We start from the raw sequence: 15,444 nt of genomic DNA on the forward strand, positions 1-15,444 counted from the left end.
GCCACGCCTCCCGAAAACGACTCCGCGCACGTGTTTCGCGTCTGCGGAGTCGTTTTCGGGAGGGCGCGCTCAGCGCAGGCGCGCGGCGAGCGCGGCGAGCTGCGCGTCGCGGACGGCGGACGTCTGCGCCTGGACGAGGAGGAAGTGGGCCGAGCGCAGGAAGTACTGCGCGTCGTCGTCCCGCGCGAACCCCCGGCCCGAGCGCGCCACCACCAGAGCCCTCGCCGCCGACGTGACCAGCTCGCCGACTTCGGCCCGGACGGCGAGGCGCTCGGGCACACGATCACGGCGGTCGGGCGAGTCGGCGAGGGCGTAGGCGCGCCTCCGCAGGGCGGCGATCCGGGCGGAGAAGGGCTCGGCGAGGTCGCGTGCCCGCTGCTCCTGCGACCGGGTGAGGCTCTCGACGATCGACCTGGCGAGTCCGAAGAGCTGGGGCTTGGCGTCGGGGGAGCTCTGCTCGTCGCTCGTGCGCCACTCGGCCAGCGGGATCGTGTCGACGACGAGGGCGTCGGGCACCGTGGCGCCGCGCAGCTCGACGCGGGCGGTGAGGCTGCCTCCGAGGGCCGCGAGGTCGAGTGGCGTCGCGTGCATCGCCGGCGAGACGGGCAGGAGCGCGAGTACCACCGTCTCGCTCGTCGGGTCGACGCCGGCGGTGAGCAGCACCGTGTTGAGACCCCAGCCGGTGACCCACGAGACCGTGCCGTCGAAGCGCCAGCCGGGGCCGTCGCCCGCTGCGTCCGTCGCGTCGGTGACGCGCGTCGCCCGAACGTACCGCTCGGGGTAGTGCCGCACGTCGCTGAGGGCTGCTCCGGCGAAGATCTCGCCGTGCAGGAGCCCGCGGGTCACCTCGTGCCCCGGCTCTGCGCCGCCGAGCCACGTCTCGAGCTGCCCGGGGAGAGGCGCGTGCTGGCACCAGACCAGCCAGGTCGACAGGCACGCCGCGGCGAGGTCTTCGTTGATGCGGCGGTCTTCGGCCGGCCCGAGTCCGGCGCCGCCGTGCTCGGGGCGCGCGAGGTGGTTGAGGGCGCCGAGGTCGCGGAGGCGGTCGATCGTCTCGGCGGTCACGCCGCTGCGATCCGTCTCGATGCGGCGCGGGGCGAGCTCGTCGCGGGCGAAGTCGGCGACGGCCGCCACGAGGGGTTGCTCGGCGGCCCGGTCGACGGCGTCGGCCGATGCCGAGGACACGTCGGAGTCCCCGTCGGCCCGGGCGTCGTCGCCAACCGGGTCGTCGAGTGCGGGGCCGGAGGTCACGGCTCCCATTCTCCTGCGGCTCGCGGTGTCGCCGTGTGCGCGTGACGCCCCGTTGCGCTTCGCCCGGCGCCGCTCGCTCGGCCCGCCCTCCGCGACAAAACGCGACACCTGCGACGTCGTGGGGCGTCGCAGGTGTCGCGTTTTGTCGCTGGGGCGGGGCGGAGCGGGGCGGAGCGGGGCGGACGGGGCGGGGATGGGATGGGGGAAGGCAGGGGCTCAGCGCACGACACGGATGTTGAAGTCGCCGCCGCGGAACTGCTGCATCATCGCCGCGAACAGCAGGAAGTAGTGCTCCGCCGCCTTCGCCGTCGCGATGCCGCCGAGGTCGATCTGCGCCTCCGCGGGCCAACCGAGGTCGACGAGGAGCGACGAGACGAGGGCCTTCGCATCCTGGTCGTCGCCCGAGAGGAAGACGCTGGTGGGCTCGGCGAGCGACCCCGGCGCGACGGCGATCGTGCCCGGGAGCGTGTTGAGCGACTTCACGACCTTGGTGTCGGGCAGCGCCTTCTGCAGGAGCTCGCCGAGACTCTCGTCGGGGTGCATCAGCTCGAACGCGGGCGTGACCGCGTTGCCGAGGTCGAGGAGCGTCTTGCCGGCGAGCTCGCTCGCGAGGCCGGGCAGCACGTCGAGCGTGAAGGCGGCCTGGAGGGCGTTGACGACGAGGTCGGCGTCGCGGATCGCGTCGGCGGTCGAGGCGACCGGGGAAGCGAGGTCGCCGTGCGACGACGGGTCGCGCGAGCCGAAGACGACATCGTGGCCGGCGGCGAGGAATCCGCCGGCGAGGGTGGTGGCCATGTGGCCGGTTCCGAGGACTGCGATGCGCATGGGGTTCTCCTCCTGCTAGGGTTTAGTCGTTCGAATTTGAACAACGTCGACGCTAGCACTAGTTCGAATTTGAATCAAAGTGTTTCGCCCGTTTTTTATTGGGAGACCCCATGGCCGACGCCCTCAACCCCGACGAACTCGGCGCCTACTTCGCGCTCGTCGCCGCCGGCGACCTCCTGCAGCGGGCCGTGTCGACGCAGCTGGCCGAGCACGGGCTGACCCCGCTGCAGTTCTCGATCCTGGCGACGCTGTTCGAGGCCTCGGGCGCAGCGCCCGAGAGCCCGGGGCTCCGCATGAGCGACCTCGCCGACACCCTCGTCGTCTCCCGCAGCGGTCTCACGTACCAGGTGACTCAGCTCGAAAAGGCCGGGCTCGTCTCGCGCTCCTCGTCGTCGGCCGACAGCCGCGGGGTGGTGGCGGCGCTGACGCCTGAGGGGCTGGCGTTGATCGAGGCGGTGTTCCCGGGGCACGTGGCTCTGGTACGGGCAAAGTTCCTCGATCTCGTGTCGGCCGACGAGCTCGCGACGATCCGCTCGGCACTCGGGAGGGTCTCCGCCTCGCTCCGCTGACGTCCGGCGCTCCGCTCCCGGCGCCTCTCGTGACGCCGTGTGACGCTGTCGGTCGCGACATGACGGGCGCAGGAGCAGCAGAGACCCGCCCGGTGTCAGCATGAGCGCATGAGCGACTACTTCGACCGCGACGCCGACAAGACCTACACCAGGGTGTACAAGGCGCAGACGCCCGACATCCTGCAGAAGTTCTCGGAGTTCGACGCCGCCGTGTTCCAGGCGGAAGGGCGTGAGATCCCGCTGAAGTACCGCGAGCTCATCGCGCTCGCCGTGGGCATCACGACGCAGTGCGTCTACTGCATCGACGCGCACAGCCAGAACGCCGTGAAGGCCGGCGCCACCGAGGGCGAGCTCGCGGAGGCCGCGTGGGTCGCGACCGCGATCCGGGCGGGCGGCGGGTACGCCCACGGGCGTCTCGCGTTCAAGCTGTCGGGGGCGTCCGAGCCCCACGCGCACGGGTGAGCGGATTCACGGCAGGAGCCCTGCCCGACGTCGCCAGGCGGCCGGCCGGCGAACCACGAGGAACGGTGCTCGTCGTGGGCGGCCTCGACGAGAGCTCTGACGACTTCGCGCTGCTCACGGACCTCCTGGTGCTCGCAGGATTCGCGGTGACGGTCTTCGGCGACGTGTCGGTCGACCCCGACTCGGGCCTCGGCGGCGTGCGGGCGGCCCTCGCCGAGGTGAGTATCGCCGCGCCCGTGACCGTGGTGGGGTCGGACTTCGGCGCCGTCCTGGCGCTCACGCTCCTCGTCGCGGAGCGGCGACCGATCGACGCCATCGTGATCGGAGGGCTCGTGACCCGGCTCTCGCGGGCGTCGACTGTGCCCGTGGCCGACTTCGAGGCGCTCGGCGGCGTCGACCGTGCGGGCGGGGGCGCCGACCCGGCGCTCGACGGCGCCGAAGCCGTGCCCGCGACCGTGTCGGTGGCGCGCATCCCCGCCGGCTTCCGCCTGCCGCAGCCCGCGGAGGTGCGGGTGCCGGTGCTCGTCTTCCACGGCGACGCGGACGACGTCACGCGGGTGGCCGATGCCGTGTCGTGGGCGTCGCTCCTGCCGTTCGGGTCGTTGCGGCTCGTGCCGGGCGGCGATCACCGGGTGCTGACCGGTGAGGCGCGGCGGACCGTCGCCGCCGCGATCGTGCTGTTCCTCGAGCGGCAGCGCGCCGGGCGGCCCGTGCTCGTCGACGGCTTCGCGTCGACCGGTGTCCGCGCGACGTAGCGACTGAGCGCCGCAATGAACCCCCGAGCGGCCAAGAAACCATCGCGCGCGGAGGTTCATCGGCCGCACGGAGGTTCCTAGCGGCGGGGAGCGCCGGGCGGGGTGCGCCGGGCGGGGCGCAGGAGCAGCGGTCAGCCCACGGGGTAGCCGACAAACGCGAAACGAGAGCTGTCGGGCGCCCAGCTGTTGACGTTGATCGTTCCCTGTCCGCCGAGCAGCGGGAACGAGGCCACGGGAGTCGACCAGTCACTCGTCCGCACGAGGTGCACGACGACGTCGAGGTCGGCGGGGTGGCCAAGCGTTCCGGCCGGGAACGAGATGTACGTCGCCCACTCGCCCGACGGCGACGGGTGCGGGAACCAGTCGACGGTCGTCGACGTCACGAGGCGCTCGACGTCCGCGGCGCCGTCGCCATCACGGATGCGGGCGAGCTGCGCGTGCCCGGGCTCGGTCGCCCAGCGCTCGGTGTTGAAGTAGATCCACTCGTCGTCGGCGCTCCACTCGGGGCCGTCGATGTGGCCCGGGCCGGTGTCGATTCGTGCGGGCGAGCCCTCGGATCCTGCGCCCTGAGTCGACCTCGCGCCGGGCACGGGCGCCACGACGAGACGCCCGGGCTCGTCGAACGTCGTGATCTCGACGTAGGCGAGGCGGGTGGCGTCGCGCGAGACGCCGTGGAGGAAGTGCCAGCGACCGTCGTCGGGCGAGACTCGGGTGACCGGGCCGCCGCTGAGCGACGCGCGGTAGATGTGCCGGTCGCCAGCCGAGAGGAAAATCGACTCGCCGTCGGGGGAGAGCACGTGGTCGTTGTTGATCGGCGGGAGGCCCTCGTGCGGGATCTCGACGAGGTCGCGCTCGGTCTGCGTGCCGCGACCGGCGTCGTCGTCGAGGTCGAGCCGCCACAGCCGCCCGTTGCCGTTGAGGTAGAGCGCGCGGCCGTCGCGCGACCAGTTCGGTGCCTCGACCAGGATCCGATCGCTCTCGAACACGAGTGTCGGCTCGTCGCCGTCGACCCCTGCCGTCCACACCTGGGAGAGCTGCCCGCCCGAGAGGGTCCGCCACGGACCGCCATTGTCGTCTGCCATATGTCGAGCGTAGCAACATATCGTTAGCACGTGCTAACTTCGGGGCATGATCCAGCACACCGTCTGCTTCTCGCTCGTCCACCCGCACGACAGCGCGGCCGAACGCGGGTTCCTCGAGACCGCGGCGGCGACGCTCGCGGGCATCCCCGGCGTGTCCGGCTTCCGCATCGCCTTGCAGGTGTCGACGCAGAGCGACCTCGAGTGGCAGTTCGCGATGGACTTCGACGATCAGGCGGCGTACGACGCGTACTCCGCGCACCCGTCGCACGTCGCGTTCGTCGAGTCGCGGTGGGTGCCTGAGGTGGCGCGGTTCACCGAGTTCGACTTCGTGCCGTGGGGCGACGAGCGGTGACCGGCTTCATCTTCCCGCAGGCGGCCCCGACCCCGCTGCGCGGCATGCCGGCCCTGCGCTGGGGCGTCGTCGGCGCCGGCGGCATCGCGGGCGACTTCATCGATGCCATGCACGCCCACACCGACCAGCGCGCGGTCGCGGTGGCGTCTCGCTCGCCCGAGAAGGGCGCCCGGTTCGCGGCAGCCCACGGCGTCGACCGCGTCGTCGAGACCGTCGAGCAGCTGGCGATGTCGCCCGACATCGACGTGGTCTACGTCGCCACCCCGCACACGGCTCACCGCGCCGGAGCCCTCGCGGCCATCGCCGGCGGCAAGTCGGTGCTCATCGAGAAGCCGATGGCCACGAGCGAGGCCGAGGCGCAGGAGATCGCCGACGCCGCCCGCGAGGCCTGCGTCTTCGCGATGGAGGCGATGTGGACCGTCTTCCGCCCCGACTTCGCCGCCGTCTCGGCGCTTCTTGACGAGCGTGTGCTCGGCGACGTGGTCCTGGCCGACGCGTCGGTGGCGTGGCGGCAAGACCTCGGCGCCGACTCCCGGATGACGAACCCGGCCCTCGGCGGAGGAGCGATCCTCGACATGGGTGTCTACGCCTACTGGTTCGCGCAGTACGCGACCGGGCGGGCGACCTCCGTCTCGGCTAAGGGTCGGATCCTGCCGAACGGGGTCGACCTCGACGCGGTCACCGCGCTCACGGGGGCCTCGGGCGCTCTGGCCACGGCCTCCACCAGCCTCCGCACGACGGCTGACGGCCGCGCGTCGATCAGCGGCACCGCGGGGTCGCTGCGGTTCGTCGACAACTTCGTGTTCCCGGCTCGGTTCGCCGTCACGGTGGCCGAGGGCGCAGGAGCCGGCACCCACGAGTGGTCCGACCCCGCGATGCTCCTCGGCCGCCAGGGTCTCGCGTACGAGGCGGCCGGGGTCGCGGCCCTCGTCGCCGCGGGCGCTGTCGAGGCGCCCCGGCACACCCTCGACGACGCCGTCGCGCTCGCGCGCACCTCCGACGCGGTGCGGGCGGCCCTCAGCGTCGTCGCTGCATGAGCGTGCGGCGTCGCGGCGCGGGGCCCCGGCCGGTGCCGCGCGGCCCGGCTCTGCCCGGCCCGACCCGGCGCGAGGTCTTGCCCGGCCCGGCTCGGCGCGAAGTCTTGCCCGGCCCGGCTCGGGGTGGTGCGCCGCTTTTTTCCCTCCTCAACTACGGAGTTGAGGACGGGAAAAAGCAGCGCAACACCCCGCCGAGTCCGGGCGCGACGCGGCGCGGAGCCTCGAGCGGCGCACACCCCGATGCGATAATCCGACCGTGACGCCAGCAGACGACAGCGCGACGAGCGCAGCCGCGCAGCGCGCCGCGGCCAGCCCGGCCAGCCCGGCCGGCGCGACGAGCCCGGCCGGCGCGCCGCCCGACGCAGGCGCGAGCGCGCACGCAGACGCCTCCCGCCCGCCGACGATGAGCGACGTCGCCCGCCACGCGGGGGTCTCCCGCCAGCTGGTGTCGATGGTGATGCGGGGTCTGCCCGGGCCGAGCGAGGCGTCCGCGCAGGCCGTGAGGGCGTCAGCGAGGGCCCTGGACTTCAGGCCGAATGCGTCTGCCCGGCTCCTGCGGCAGAAGCGCACCCGCCTGATCGGGTTCATGGTGCAGACCCGGAACGTGTTCGAGCTGCGCGTGGTCGAGCGCATGCTGGAGCGCGCCGCGGAGGAGGGGTTCCACGTCGTGCTCGGACCGGTCAGCGCGACCCGGACCACCGACGTCGTCGTCTCCGAGCTGCTCGAGCAGCGCGTCGAGGCGCTCTGCTGCTACAACCCCGACCCCGAGTCGCTGGCGCTCCACCGCGCGCTCGAGACCATGCCCGTGGTGTGGCTCGGCGAGCGGTCGAGCGATCCGCGGGCCGACGTGGTCCGGACCGACGACGACACCGGGCTCCGGCTGCTCGTCGAGCACCTCGTCGCGCTCGGCCACACCGAGATCGCCTACGCCGGTGGCCTCGACGGGACAGTGGGCCCCGACCGAGCCGACACGTACCGCCGTGCGATGTCGTCCGCCGGGCGAGCCGACAGCATCGACGTGATCGAGGTGGGGTTCGGCGAGGAGGACGGCGCCGAGGCCGCGCGTCGGATCCTGCGCCGTGATCATCTGCCGACCGCCGTGATCGGCTCGAGCGACCAGTGCGGCGCCGGCGTGCGCGCGGTGCTGGCGCAGCACGGCGTCGAGGTGCCGGGCGACGTCTCGGTGACGGGCTACGACGACAGCGACGTCGCGAGCATCTCGTACAACTCGCTGACGTCAGTGAGGCAGGATGTGGAGCTCACCGTCGACGCCACCCTCTCGGCCGTGCTCCGTCGGCTCGGCGACCCGTCGCTCGCGCCCCGCGAGACGCCGACGCGCGCCACCCTCGTCGTCCGTTCCTCCACGGGCCCCGCCCGCTCATAGCCCGTAGCCGCCCCTGCCTCCGGCCCCGCCTCCTGCGACAAAACGCGACACCTGCGACGTGCGGGTGCGTCGCAGGTGTCGCGTTTTGTCGCGCGGGCGACCGTGCGGCCGGGGAACCTAATGTGAGCCGGCTAGCGCGCGAGGTGCTCGTCGAGCACCTCGACCACGAGGTCGTGCTCGACGAAGTCGTTCACGCCCGACGCCACCATCACGCCGACCTGCGTCGGCCCGATCCGCAGCGGCACGGCGCCGCCGTTGAACGCATACGCCATCGGATCGACCATGCGCGCGCGGGCGGGGTCGTCGACGCCGTACGCCTCCATCCGCTTCATGATGAGCAGCGACGACACGTCGAACCGACGCACGGTGGCGCACTTGCGGTCCATCCACCCGTCGTTGTCGGCCGAGGTGCCGGCGAGAGCCGCTTGGAAGACGCGCTGCTCGCCGAGCCAGATCGACGTCGAGATCGTGAGACCCCGCGAGCGCGCGAGGTCGATGAGCCGGCTGCCGACGGTGTAGGCGTCGTCGTGACCGAAGCTCGCGAACCGGAGCCGCGCCTCCTGCTCGTCGAGGGTCACCAGCATGGCGGGCAGGTCGGGGGAGTCGAGGATGGGCACGGGAGGCTCCTGTCGTCGTGTCTTGTCTCGTGCTAAAGTCGCCGCACGTGCTCAACTTAGCACGTGCTAACAAGGACGCGCCGACCACGACCGACATACGCGCACGACCGACACGCGCCCCCACGATGAACGACAAGGAGCCCCGTGCCCACCCTCACCTTCCCCGACGCCGACGTCTTCCGCGCGGGCGGCGGCGAGCCCGCCCTGCGCTGGGGCCTCGTCTCTCCGGGCTGGATCGCGGGGGAGTTCGTCCGCAACGTCCACGCGCACACCTTCCAGCGCTTCACCGCGGTGGCCTCCAGGTCGCAGGATCGCGCGGAAGCCTTCGCCCGCGAGCACTCCCTGGCCGCCGCCTACGCCTCGGTCGAGGAACTCGCGGCCGACCGTGCGGTGGACGTCGTCTACATCGCCTCGCCCCCGAGCGAGCACCTGCCCCAGGCGCTCGTCGCGATCGCCGCGGGCAAGCACGTGATGATCGAGAAGCCGCTCACGTCGACCGCCGCCGAGGCGCAGACGCTCGCCGACGCCGCCCGGGCGGCGGGAGTGCTGCTCATGGAGGCGATGTGGTCGCGGTACCTGCCGCAGGCGAGCGTGACGCGCGCACTGCTGGCCGACGGGGCGCTCGGCGACGTGCACGCGGTGATGGCCGACCACGGGCAGGCGATCTCGCCTGCTCCTGCGCACCGGCTGTCGCAGCCCGCGCTCGGTGGCGGGGCCCTGCTCGACCTCGCCATCTACCCGGTGCAGTTCGCGTCGATGGTGCTCGGCACGCCGACGAGCGTCACGGCGGTCGGCGCGCTCGCGGCGTCGGGCGTGGACGAGTCGGCGGCGCTCGTGCTGCGGTACGGCGGGGCTGACGCTGCGGGGGAGTCCGGCGCGTGGTCGACGCTCAACACCTCGATGACGACCAGGCTGCCCAACCGGGCAGTGATCGCAGGAGCAGACGCCCACCTCGAGTTCGCCCCCTACTTCTACAACCCGACCACGCTCACCCTCGGCAGCAACGACCACGGCGCCGAGACCGCGACCTGGGTCGACGCCGAGGGCCTCGTCGGCTTCGAGGCGCTGTCGTACGAGGCCACCGCCCTGGCGCGCTACGTCGGCGAGGGCCGTGGAGAGTCGCCGCTGCACACCCTCGACGAGACGGTGGCGATCCTCGCGACGATCGACGCGGCGAGGCAGCAGCTCGAGGCGGCGGCGGGCGTCGCGCCGTGGTCGTCGGTCGGTCAGGCCCGGTAGCTCCCATGCAGGCCTTCGCCACGCGCCACGAGGTCGACACCGACGTCGACATCTCGAGCGTGGCGTTCTGGTCGCAGACGTTCGACGAGCGCGACCGGGCGTTCGCACGCCTTCGCGCCGACGCTCCGGTGTCGTGGCATGAGCCGCTCGAGACGCCCGGCTACCCGAAGGCGATGCACGGCGAAGAGGGGTTCTGGGCGCTGACGACCGTCGCCGACATCCGGGCGGTGAGCCGTGCCCCCGAGCAGTTCTCGAGCGCGGTGGGGCAGGTCGCGCTGCGCCCGGCGCCGTTCCGGATCCAGCGCAACATGCTCGTCATGGACCCTCCCGACCACGAGGTGTACCGCCGAATCGTGTCGAAGGCGTTCACGACCCGCAGCGTCGCGGCGCTCACCCGGCGCATCGAGCGCCGCGCCAAGCAGGTGGTTGCGAGGGCGGCCCTCGCCGACGAGTTCGACTTCGTGCCAGCGATATCGGCGCAGCTGCCGCTCCGGACGATCGCCGACCTGCTCGGCCTGCCCGAGACGGTGCACGACGAGTTCGTCGTCGCGGCCGACGCGTACGTCGGTGCTGCGTTCCCGGGCGTGCTCGCGCCGGGCGACACCTTCGAGGCGTTCCACGACCGGCAGGTGGCGTGGCTGCGAGATCTGGTGGTCGCCTTCGCAGCTTTCCGCCGTCGAGAGCCCGGCGACGACCTCATGACGGCGCTGGTCTCGGCTCGGGTCGACGGGCGGCCGCTCGGCGATGACGCGATCCTGTCGACTGTTCTGCTGCTGATCGTCGCCGGAGACGACACGACCAAGCAGGCCACCACGCTCGCCGTCCTCGCGCTGCACGAGCAACCGGAACAGCTCGCCTGGCTGGTCGGCGATTTCGAGAGCAGGATCGAGGCCGCGCTCGACGAGCTCCTGCGCTGGGCCTCGCCCGTTCTCACGTTCGCCCGCACCGCGACCGTCGACACCGTGATCGGCGGCCGCTCGATCGCCGCCGGAGACAAGGTCGGACTCTTCTACTGCTCGGGCAACCGCGACGCCCGCGTCTTCGACGAGCCGCAGACGCTGCGACTCGACCGGCCGCGCGCCCAGCACGTCGCCTTCGGCGGAGGAGGCGTGCACTTCTGCCTCGGGAGCGCCGTCGCGCGGGCCGAGCTCACCGCGGTGCTCCGCGAGGTGGTGCGCAGGATGCCGCGAATCACCCTCGGCGAGCCGGTCTTCCGCGGCGGCGAGTTCGTCCACGCGGTGGAGTCGCTGCCCGCGCGCGTCCGCTGACCCCGCCCCGCCGCCCCGCCCCGCCCTCGTCCCGTTGCCCCGCCCCGCTCGCCGCGCCGCCGCCCGCCCGCCCGCCCCTTGCGACAAAACGCGACACCTGCGACGCGCCGGGGCGTCGCAGGTGTCGCGTTTTGTCGCGGGAGAACCCGGGAAGGCAGGGCCCTACGCGTGCATCACCTCGTCGACGTCGTCGACCCCGGCGGCGTGCGCCGCGGCGAGCCGCTTCCGCAGCCCCGGCGCCGCGATCGCCGCGACGATCGCCAGCGCACCGACTCCGGCGCACGCCCAGAACCCGATCTGGAACGCCGCGTCGGCCGGCAGCGCGAGCTTCCCGGTCGGCAGCGCGAACACCTTCGTCTGCGACGAGATCAGTGCGGCGATGACGGCCGTGCCGACGCTCGACCCGATGGTGCGGACCACCGTGTTGGCGCTGATCGCCTCGCCGGTCTGCGCCGCGGGAACGCTCTCGATGATCGCGTTCGACGCCGCCGAGAGGCCGAAGCCGATTCCGGCGCCGGTGAGGATTCCCGAGACGACGATCTGCCAGAGGTGCGCGTGCGACAGCGCGGGCAGCACGAACGCGGCGGCGATGAAGAGCCCGCCGATGACGAGCGGCGGCTTCGGTCCGAAGCGGCGCACGAGGGCTCCGGCGGCGGCCGAGACCACGATCATCATGAGCACCGTCGGCAGCAGGAACAGACCCGCCTGCGAGGCGTCCTTCCCGAACCCGTAGCCCGTGAAGGTCGGCAGCTGCAGCAGCGTCGGCACGAGCACGAACGTGCCGTACATCGCGAAGCCGAACACGAGCGCGACGACGTGCGCCGTCCATACCCCGCGCACCCGGAAGAGCCTCACGTCGATCAGCGGCTCCTTGACGCGCAGCTCGACGACGACGAATACCACGAGAGCGACGGCACCCAGGATCAGAAGGCCGACCGTCTTGACGTCTCCCCAGCCCCAGGTCTCGCCCTCGCTTACGGCGAGCAGCACGGCCACGAGCCCGATCGACAGGATCGCCGTGCCCGCGAGGTCGAGGCGACCCGGCTTGCGGACGTTCGACTCGGGCATGCCGAAGACGATGCCGGCGAGGCCGATCACGATCAGCACGAGCGGCAGCCAGAACAGCCAGTGGTAGTTGAGGTGCTGCACGATCGGGCCGGCGGCGACGATGCCGATGCCGGCGCCGATGCCGAAGATGCCCGAGAGGAGGCCGATGACGACGCTCACGCGCTCCTTCGGCAGCTCGTCGCGCACGATGCCGATCGACAGCGGCAGCACGGCGCCCGCGGCACCCTGCAGGATGCGCGCGACGATCAGCACGGTGAGGTTCGGCGCGAGGGCGGCGACGAGGGTGCCGACGAGGAGCAGGCTCATGACGACGATGAGAGTCCTGCGCTTGCCCCACATGTCGCCCATGCGGCCGAAGATCGGCGTGAGCACGGAGGCCGAGAGCAGGTAGGCCGTGATGACCCAGCTGACGCTGGAGGTCGACGCGCCGAGGTCTTTGCCGATCGTCGACAGCGCCGGGGCGACGAGAGATTGCAGCACGGCGTAGGCGAGGCCGCCGAGCGCCAGGTAGACGACGATGAGCGTCGTGTTCGGGCCCTTGTTCAGGCCTGCGGTGGGCACGGAGCCGGTGCGGGGGCTCTCGACTGTCTGCGTCATTCTTCTCCGATGTAAACAAATGCTGACTTGTCGAGCCTAGCCACTCTCGCGCTTAAGTCAATGCTTGTTTACATACGGCCGAGACGGCGTTACGTTCGTCGGGAAGCCCGGACCGATCTGGAAGAGTGGAGTCATGCCCGTCACCGCCACCCGCGACGCGATCAAGACGCGCCAGCTGCTGCTCGAGGCTGCTCGGCGACGGTTCGCGTACGACGGCTACGGCGCGACGACGGTCCGCGACATCGCTACCGACGCCGGGGTCAACGTCGCCCTCATCAACCGCTACTTCGAGTCGAAGGAGGGGCTCTTCGAGGCGTGCCTCACGCGCGCCGTCGAAGACCTCGACGAGCCCGCGTCTCGCGCAGGGGACGGCGCCGGGCTCTCGTTCGACGAGGCCGTCGCCGACCTCGTGGCGCGGGTCGTCGACAGGCCCGGTGGCGATCAGCCGCTCGAGCTCCTGCTGCTCCTGCGGTCGTCGGGAGATGAACGTGCCGACGTGGTGCGGCGCCGCACCCTGCGGAAGTACAGCGAGCAGCTCGCCCGCATCGCGGGGTGGGCGCCGGGCGGGTCGGACGACCTCGTGCTGCGCGCGCAGCTCGTGCTGTCGACGATCTTCGGCGTGGTGATCGTGCGGGCGTCCACCGGCCTCGATCTGCAACCCCTCGCGGGCGCAGGATCCGATCGCCTCTCGGGGCCGCTGCGCGACGTCGTGGCGACGCTCCTCCGCCCTCGTCCTTGAATGCTCCTCGTCGGACTTCCTATTCCTCCCAAAAACGACTCTGCGCACGTGAAATCGCGTGTGCAGAGGCGTTTTTGGGAGGGTTTGCGGGGCGGGTGAGTGCCCGGCCGCGACGGGACGGTACGTCGCCGCGGCCGAGCGACGGGGCCGGAGCCCCGCCGGCCGGGGCACACGCTCAAATGCCCCCGGCGGTCTGCGGTCAGGGGGCGGCGCGCGCCCCCGTCCGGCGGGGCGCGGTCACAGCGCGGCCCCGAGGGGGAGTCCGGCGGGGCGCGGTCACAGCGCGGCCCCGAGGGCGAGTCCGAGTGCCGCGGCGAACGCGGCGACGACGAGGGTGCCTGCGCCGTTGGCGAGGGCGGGTCCGATCCTGCACTCGGCAGCCAGTCGATAGGTCTCGAGACTGGCTGTGCTGAACGTGGTGTAGCCGCCCATGAGGCCGCCGCCGAGCACGAGGAGCAGCGCATGCGACAGGGCGCCGTGCAACGCGGCGCCGGTGAGGGCGCCCAGCACGAACGAGCCCGACACGTTGATGAGCACTGTTCCGAGGGGGAAAGCGAGGCTCCATCGGCTCCTGACCGCGCCGTCGACCACGAAGCGCAGGGCCGCGCCGACGCCGCCGGCCAGGCAGACCAGGGCGAAGGCGAGGGCGGGGTTCATCGGGAGGCTCCCGTCGAGCGGGTCGTCTCACCGGGCGCAGGCTCGAGGGTCGCGCGCCTGCGGGCCGTCTCGTGGATCCGCGAGCCGAGCGCGACGCCCAGGGCCGACGCGGCCACTCCGACGAGCAGCGACGCGGCCGCGTAGGCGAGCGCCACGCCCAGGGCGTGGTCGGTGACGGCGAGGTTCGCGGTGTCGGTCATGAAGGTGCTGTAGGTCGTGAATCCGCCGAGAACACCGGTTCCGAGCAGGAGCCGCGCCGCTCGCCGCCGCCCCTCGTCCGAGCCGCGTCGTCCGAGGAACTCGAGCAGCACCCCGAGCACGAACGCCCCCACGATGTTGATGGCGAAGATCGTGACGGGGAAGCCGCCCGCGGCGGTCGGCCAGGTGAGTGCGAGAGCCTCGCGGACGCCGGTGCCGGCGGCGCCGCCGAGCGCGACGAGGCCGACCGCGCGCGGCCGGAGGTGCACCGGGCGAAGGCCGCGAGGGGCGTCGGCGACGTCGATATCGGCGTCGAGGGGGAGTGCGGCGGCATGGTCGACGTGCGCCGTGGCACGGTCGTCGTGCGCGGTGCGGCCTCGCTCGGGGGCGGTCGGGCGTGCGGCGTCAGCGCTCGAAGACGGCGCGGTGTCGGTGGGCGGCTCGGTGCTCATGGGTCTCCTATCTCGTGGTCGAACAGCACCGCGCGGCCCATCGCGGGGTCGCGCCGTGACGCGTCGCCCACGAGGGGAGGGGTGCTGCCATGAGATAGGGACTGTTGTCGTCGCCTGGCCGGGTGCCAGATCGTCGAGGTTGGTGTCGGTGAGCCCCACCGCCGAGTCGCGCGAACACGACCTCGCCAGTAAAGCAGGTCCGGCGGGCAGGCGCTACGCGGCCCGGCCGGAATGCGCGCTAGGCCGGCGTCGCCACGGTGGCCGTCGCGCAGCGTCCGGCGGCGGGCGGTGCGCCGACGCCGCGGCTATGCCGCGGCTACGCCGGAACGGCCAGCAGCTGCGCCACCGCGTCGAGCGACCCGTCGGCGAGCGCGTAGTACGCCCAGGTGCCGCGCTTGCTCCGCGTGAGGAACCCTGCGTCGACCAGCACTTTCAGGTGGTGCGACACTGTCGGCTGCGAGAGACCGAGCGGTTCGGTGAGGTCGCACACGCAGGCTTCACGATCCTGGTGCGCGGCCACCATCGAGAGCAGACGGAGCCGGGCAGGATCGGCCAGCGCCTTGAGCGTCTTCGCCAAGCTCTCGGCGTGCTGAGCGCTCATCACCTCGCCCGTGACGGGGGAGCAGCACGACTGCAGGTCGCGGAGGGGAAGCAGCTCGATCGTGGGCATGCAGCCATTCTGCCGCATACATTGACAACCGTCGATGTTTAACGAAAGACTCGCCTCCATCGATGCTCGTCAATGGATGCGAGGGGAGGTGACACGATGGAGAATCTCTGCGAGGAGGTGGGCTGTCCGCCCGAACTCCAGCTCGACTGCTGCTCGACCGGCTGCTGCTGACGCGGCCTCGGCTCGGGTCTGCACCCGAGCCCGTCGCTCCTGAGTGCACCA

General features: G+C 72.2%; 17 protein-coding genes. 9 read left to right on the forward strand and 8 right to left on the reverse strand.

The window, feature by feature from the left end:
* Positions 1-69: 69 nt before the first annotated feature.
* Positions 70-1,251 (reverse strand): acyl-CoA dehydrogenase family protein, encoded by a 1,182-nt coding sequence (locus tag C8E83_RS02670; RefSeq protein WP_170159824.1) that lies wholly within the window; start codon positions 1,249-1,251, stop codon positions 70-72.
* Positions 1,252-1,467: 216 nt separating this feature from the next.
* A complete protein-coding gene (locus C8E83_RS02675; RefSeq protein WP_121368313.1) occupies positions 1,468-2,076 on the reverse strand; it encodes an NADPH-dependent F420 reductase in 609 nt (202 codons plus the stop codon).
* Between the two features lie 110 nt (positions 2,077-2,186).
* On the opposite strand from C8E83_RS02675, the gene C8E83_RS02680 reads away from it, so the two are divergent.
* From C8E83_RS02680 to C8E83_RS02690, 3 genes are all read left to right on the forward strand, one after another.
* Complete coding sequence (locus C8E83_RS02680; RefSeq protein WP_121368314.1) at positions 2,187-2,645, forward strand: MarR family winged helix-turn-helix transcriptional regulator; 459 nt, start codon at positions 2,187-2,189, stop codon at positions 2,643-2,645.
* A 108-nt stretch (positions 2,646-2,753) separates the two neighbouring features.
* A complete protein-coding gene (locus C8E83_RS02685; protein ID WP_121368315.1) occupies positions 2,754-3,107 on the forward strand; it encodes a carboxymuconolactone decarboxylase family protein in 354 nt (117 codons plus the stop codon).
* Complete coding sequence (locus tag C8E83_RS02690; protein ID WP_147430056.1) at positions 3,104-3,862, forward strand: alpha/beta hydrolase; 759 nt, start codon at positions 3,104-3,106, stop codon at positions 3,860-3,862. Before C8E83_RS02685 ends, C8E83_RS02690 begins: the two co-directional genes overlap by 4 nt.
* A gap of 131 nt (positions 3,863-3,993) precedes the next feature.
* Here C8E83_RS02690 and C8E83_RS02695 read toward each other — a convergent pair whose 3' ends face one another.
* The gene (locus tag C8E83_RS02695) at positions 3,994-4,944 is read right to left on the reverse strand and encodes a TolB family protein (RefSeq protein WP_121368317.1); all 951 of its coding nucleotides are present in this window, start codon (positions 4,942-4,944) and stop codon (positions 3,994-3,996) included.
* Between the two features lie 46 nt (positions 4,945-4,990).
* On the opposite strand from C8E83_RS02695, the gene C8E83_RS02700 reads away from it, so the two are divergent.
* The 3 genes from C8E83_RS02700 (at position 4,991) to C8E83_RS02710 (ending at position 7,717) form a co-directional block, all read left to right on the forward strand.
* Positions 4,991-5,296 (forward strand): Dabb family protein, encoded by a 306-nt coding sequence (locus tag C8E83_RS02700; protein WP_121368318.1) that lies wholly within the window; start codon positions 4,991-4,993, stop codon positions 5,294-5,296.
* Complete coding sequence (locus C8E83_RS02705; protein ID WP_147430057.1) at positions 5,278-6,333, forward strand: Gfo/Idh/MocA family protein; 1,056 nt, start codon at positions 5,278-5,280, stop codon at positions 6,331-6,333. The genes C8E83_RS02700 and C8E83_RS02705 overlap by 19 nt, the downstream gene beginning before the upstream one ends.
* A gap of 256 nt (positions 6,334-6,589) precedes the next feature.
* Complete coding sequence (locus C8E83_RS02710) at positions 6,590-7,717, forward strand: LacI family DNA-binding transcriptional regulator (protein ID WP_211331651.1); 1,128 nt, start codon at positions 6,590-6,592, stop codon at positions 7,715-7,717.
* A gap of 131 nt (positions 7,718-7,848) precedes the next feature.
* Here C8E83_RS02710 and C8E83_RS02715 read toward each other — a convergent pair whose 3' ends face one another.
* Positions 7,849-8,334 carry a heme-degrading domain-containing protein gene (locus C8E83_RS02715; protein WP_121368320.1) on the reverse strand — a complete coding sequence of 162 codons (486 nt, stop codon included), beginning with the start codon at positions 8,332-8,334 and terminating at the stop codon, positions 7,849-7,851.
* Between the two features lie 144 nt (positions 8,335-8,478).
* Between C8E83_RS02715 and C8E83_RS02720 the strand changes: the two genes are divergently transcribed.
* On the forward strand, positions 8,479-9,573 hold the full coding sequence (locus tag C8E83_RS02720) for a Gfo/Idh/MocA family protein (protein ID WP_121368321.1): 1,095 nt from the start codon (positions 8,479-8,481) through the stop codon (positions 9,571-9,573).
* A gap of 5 nt (positions 9,574-9,578) precedes the next feature.
* Entirely contained in the window at positions 9,579-10,841 is a 1,263-nt protein-coding gene (locus C8E83_RS02725; RefSeq protein WP_121368322.1) for a cytochrome P450, read from the forward strand.
* A 162-nt stretch (positions 10,842-11,003) separates the two neighbouring features.
* On the opposite strand, the gene C8E83_RS02730 is transcribed toward C8E83_RS02725, so the two are convergent.
* Complete coding sequence (locus C8E83_RS02730; protein WP_121368323.1) at positions 11,004-12,506, reverse strand: MFS transporter; 1,503 nt, start codon at positions 12,504-12,506, stop codon at positions 11,004-11,006.
* 133 nt (positions 12,507-12,639) lie between these two features.
* On the opposite strand from C8E83_RS02730, the gene C8E83_RS02735 reads away from it, so the two are divergent.
* Positions 12,640-13,245, forward strand: a complete 606-nt coding sequence (locus C8E83_RS02735) for a TetR/AcrR family transcriptional regulator (RefSeq protein ID WP_170159825.1) — start codon at positions 12,640-12,642, stop codon at positions 13,243-13,245.
* A 276-nt stretch (positions 13,246-13,521) separates the two neighbouring features.
* Here C8E83_RS02735 and C8E83_RS02740 read toward each other — a convergent pair whose 3' ends face one another.
* The 3 genes from C8E83_RS02740 to C8E83_RS02750 form a co-directional block, all read right to left on the reverse strand.
* Positions 13,522-13,902: a fluoride efflux transporter FluC gene (locus tag C8E83_RS02740; RefSeq protein ID WP_121368324.1), complete on the reverse strand. Its 381-nt coding sequence runs from the start codon at positions 13,900-13,902 to the stop codon at positions 13,522-13,524.
* Positions 13,899-14,552 carry a fluoride efflux transporter FluC gene (locus C8E83_RS02745; RefSeq protein ID WP_121368325.1) on the reverse strand — a complete coding sequence of 218 codons (654 nt, stop codon included), beginning with the start codon at positions 14,550-14,552 and terminating at the stop codon, positions 13,899-13,901. Before C8E83_RS02745 ends, C8E83_RS02740 begins: the two co-directional genes overlap by 4 nt.
* 316 nt (positions 14,553-14,868) lie before the next feature.
* On the reverse strand, positions 14,869-15,222 hold the full coding sequence (locus C8E83_RS02750; RefSeq protein ID WP_121368326.1) for an ArsR/SmtB family transcription factor: 354 nt from the start codon (positions 15,220-15,222) through the stop codon (positions 14,869-14,871).
* Between the last annotated feature and the right edge of the window lie 222 nt (positions 15,223-15,444).

The organism is Frondihabitans australicus (assembly GCF_003634555.1).
Classification (GTDB): Bacteria; Actinomycetota; Actinomycetes; order Actinomycetales; family Microbacteriaceae; genus Frondihabitans; species Frondihabitans australicus.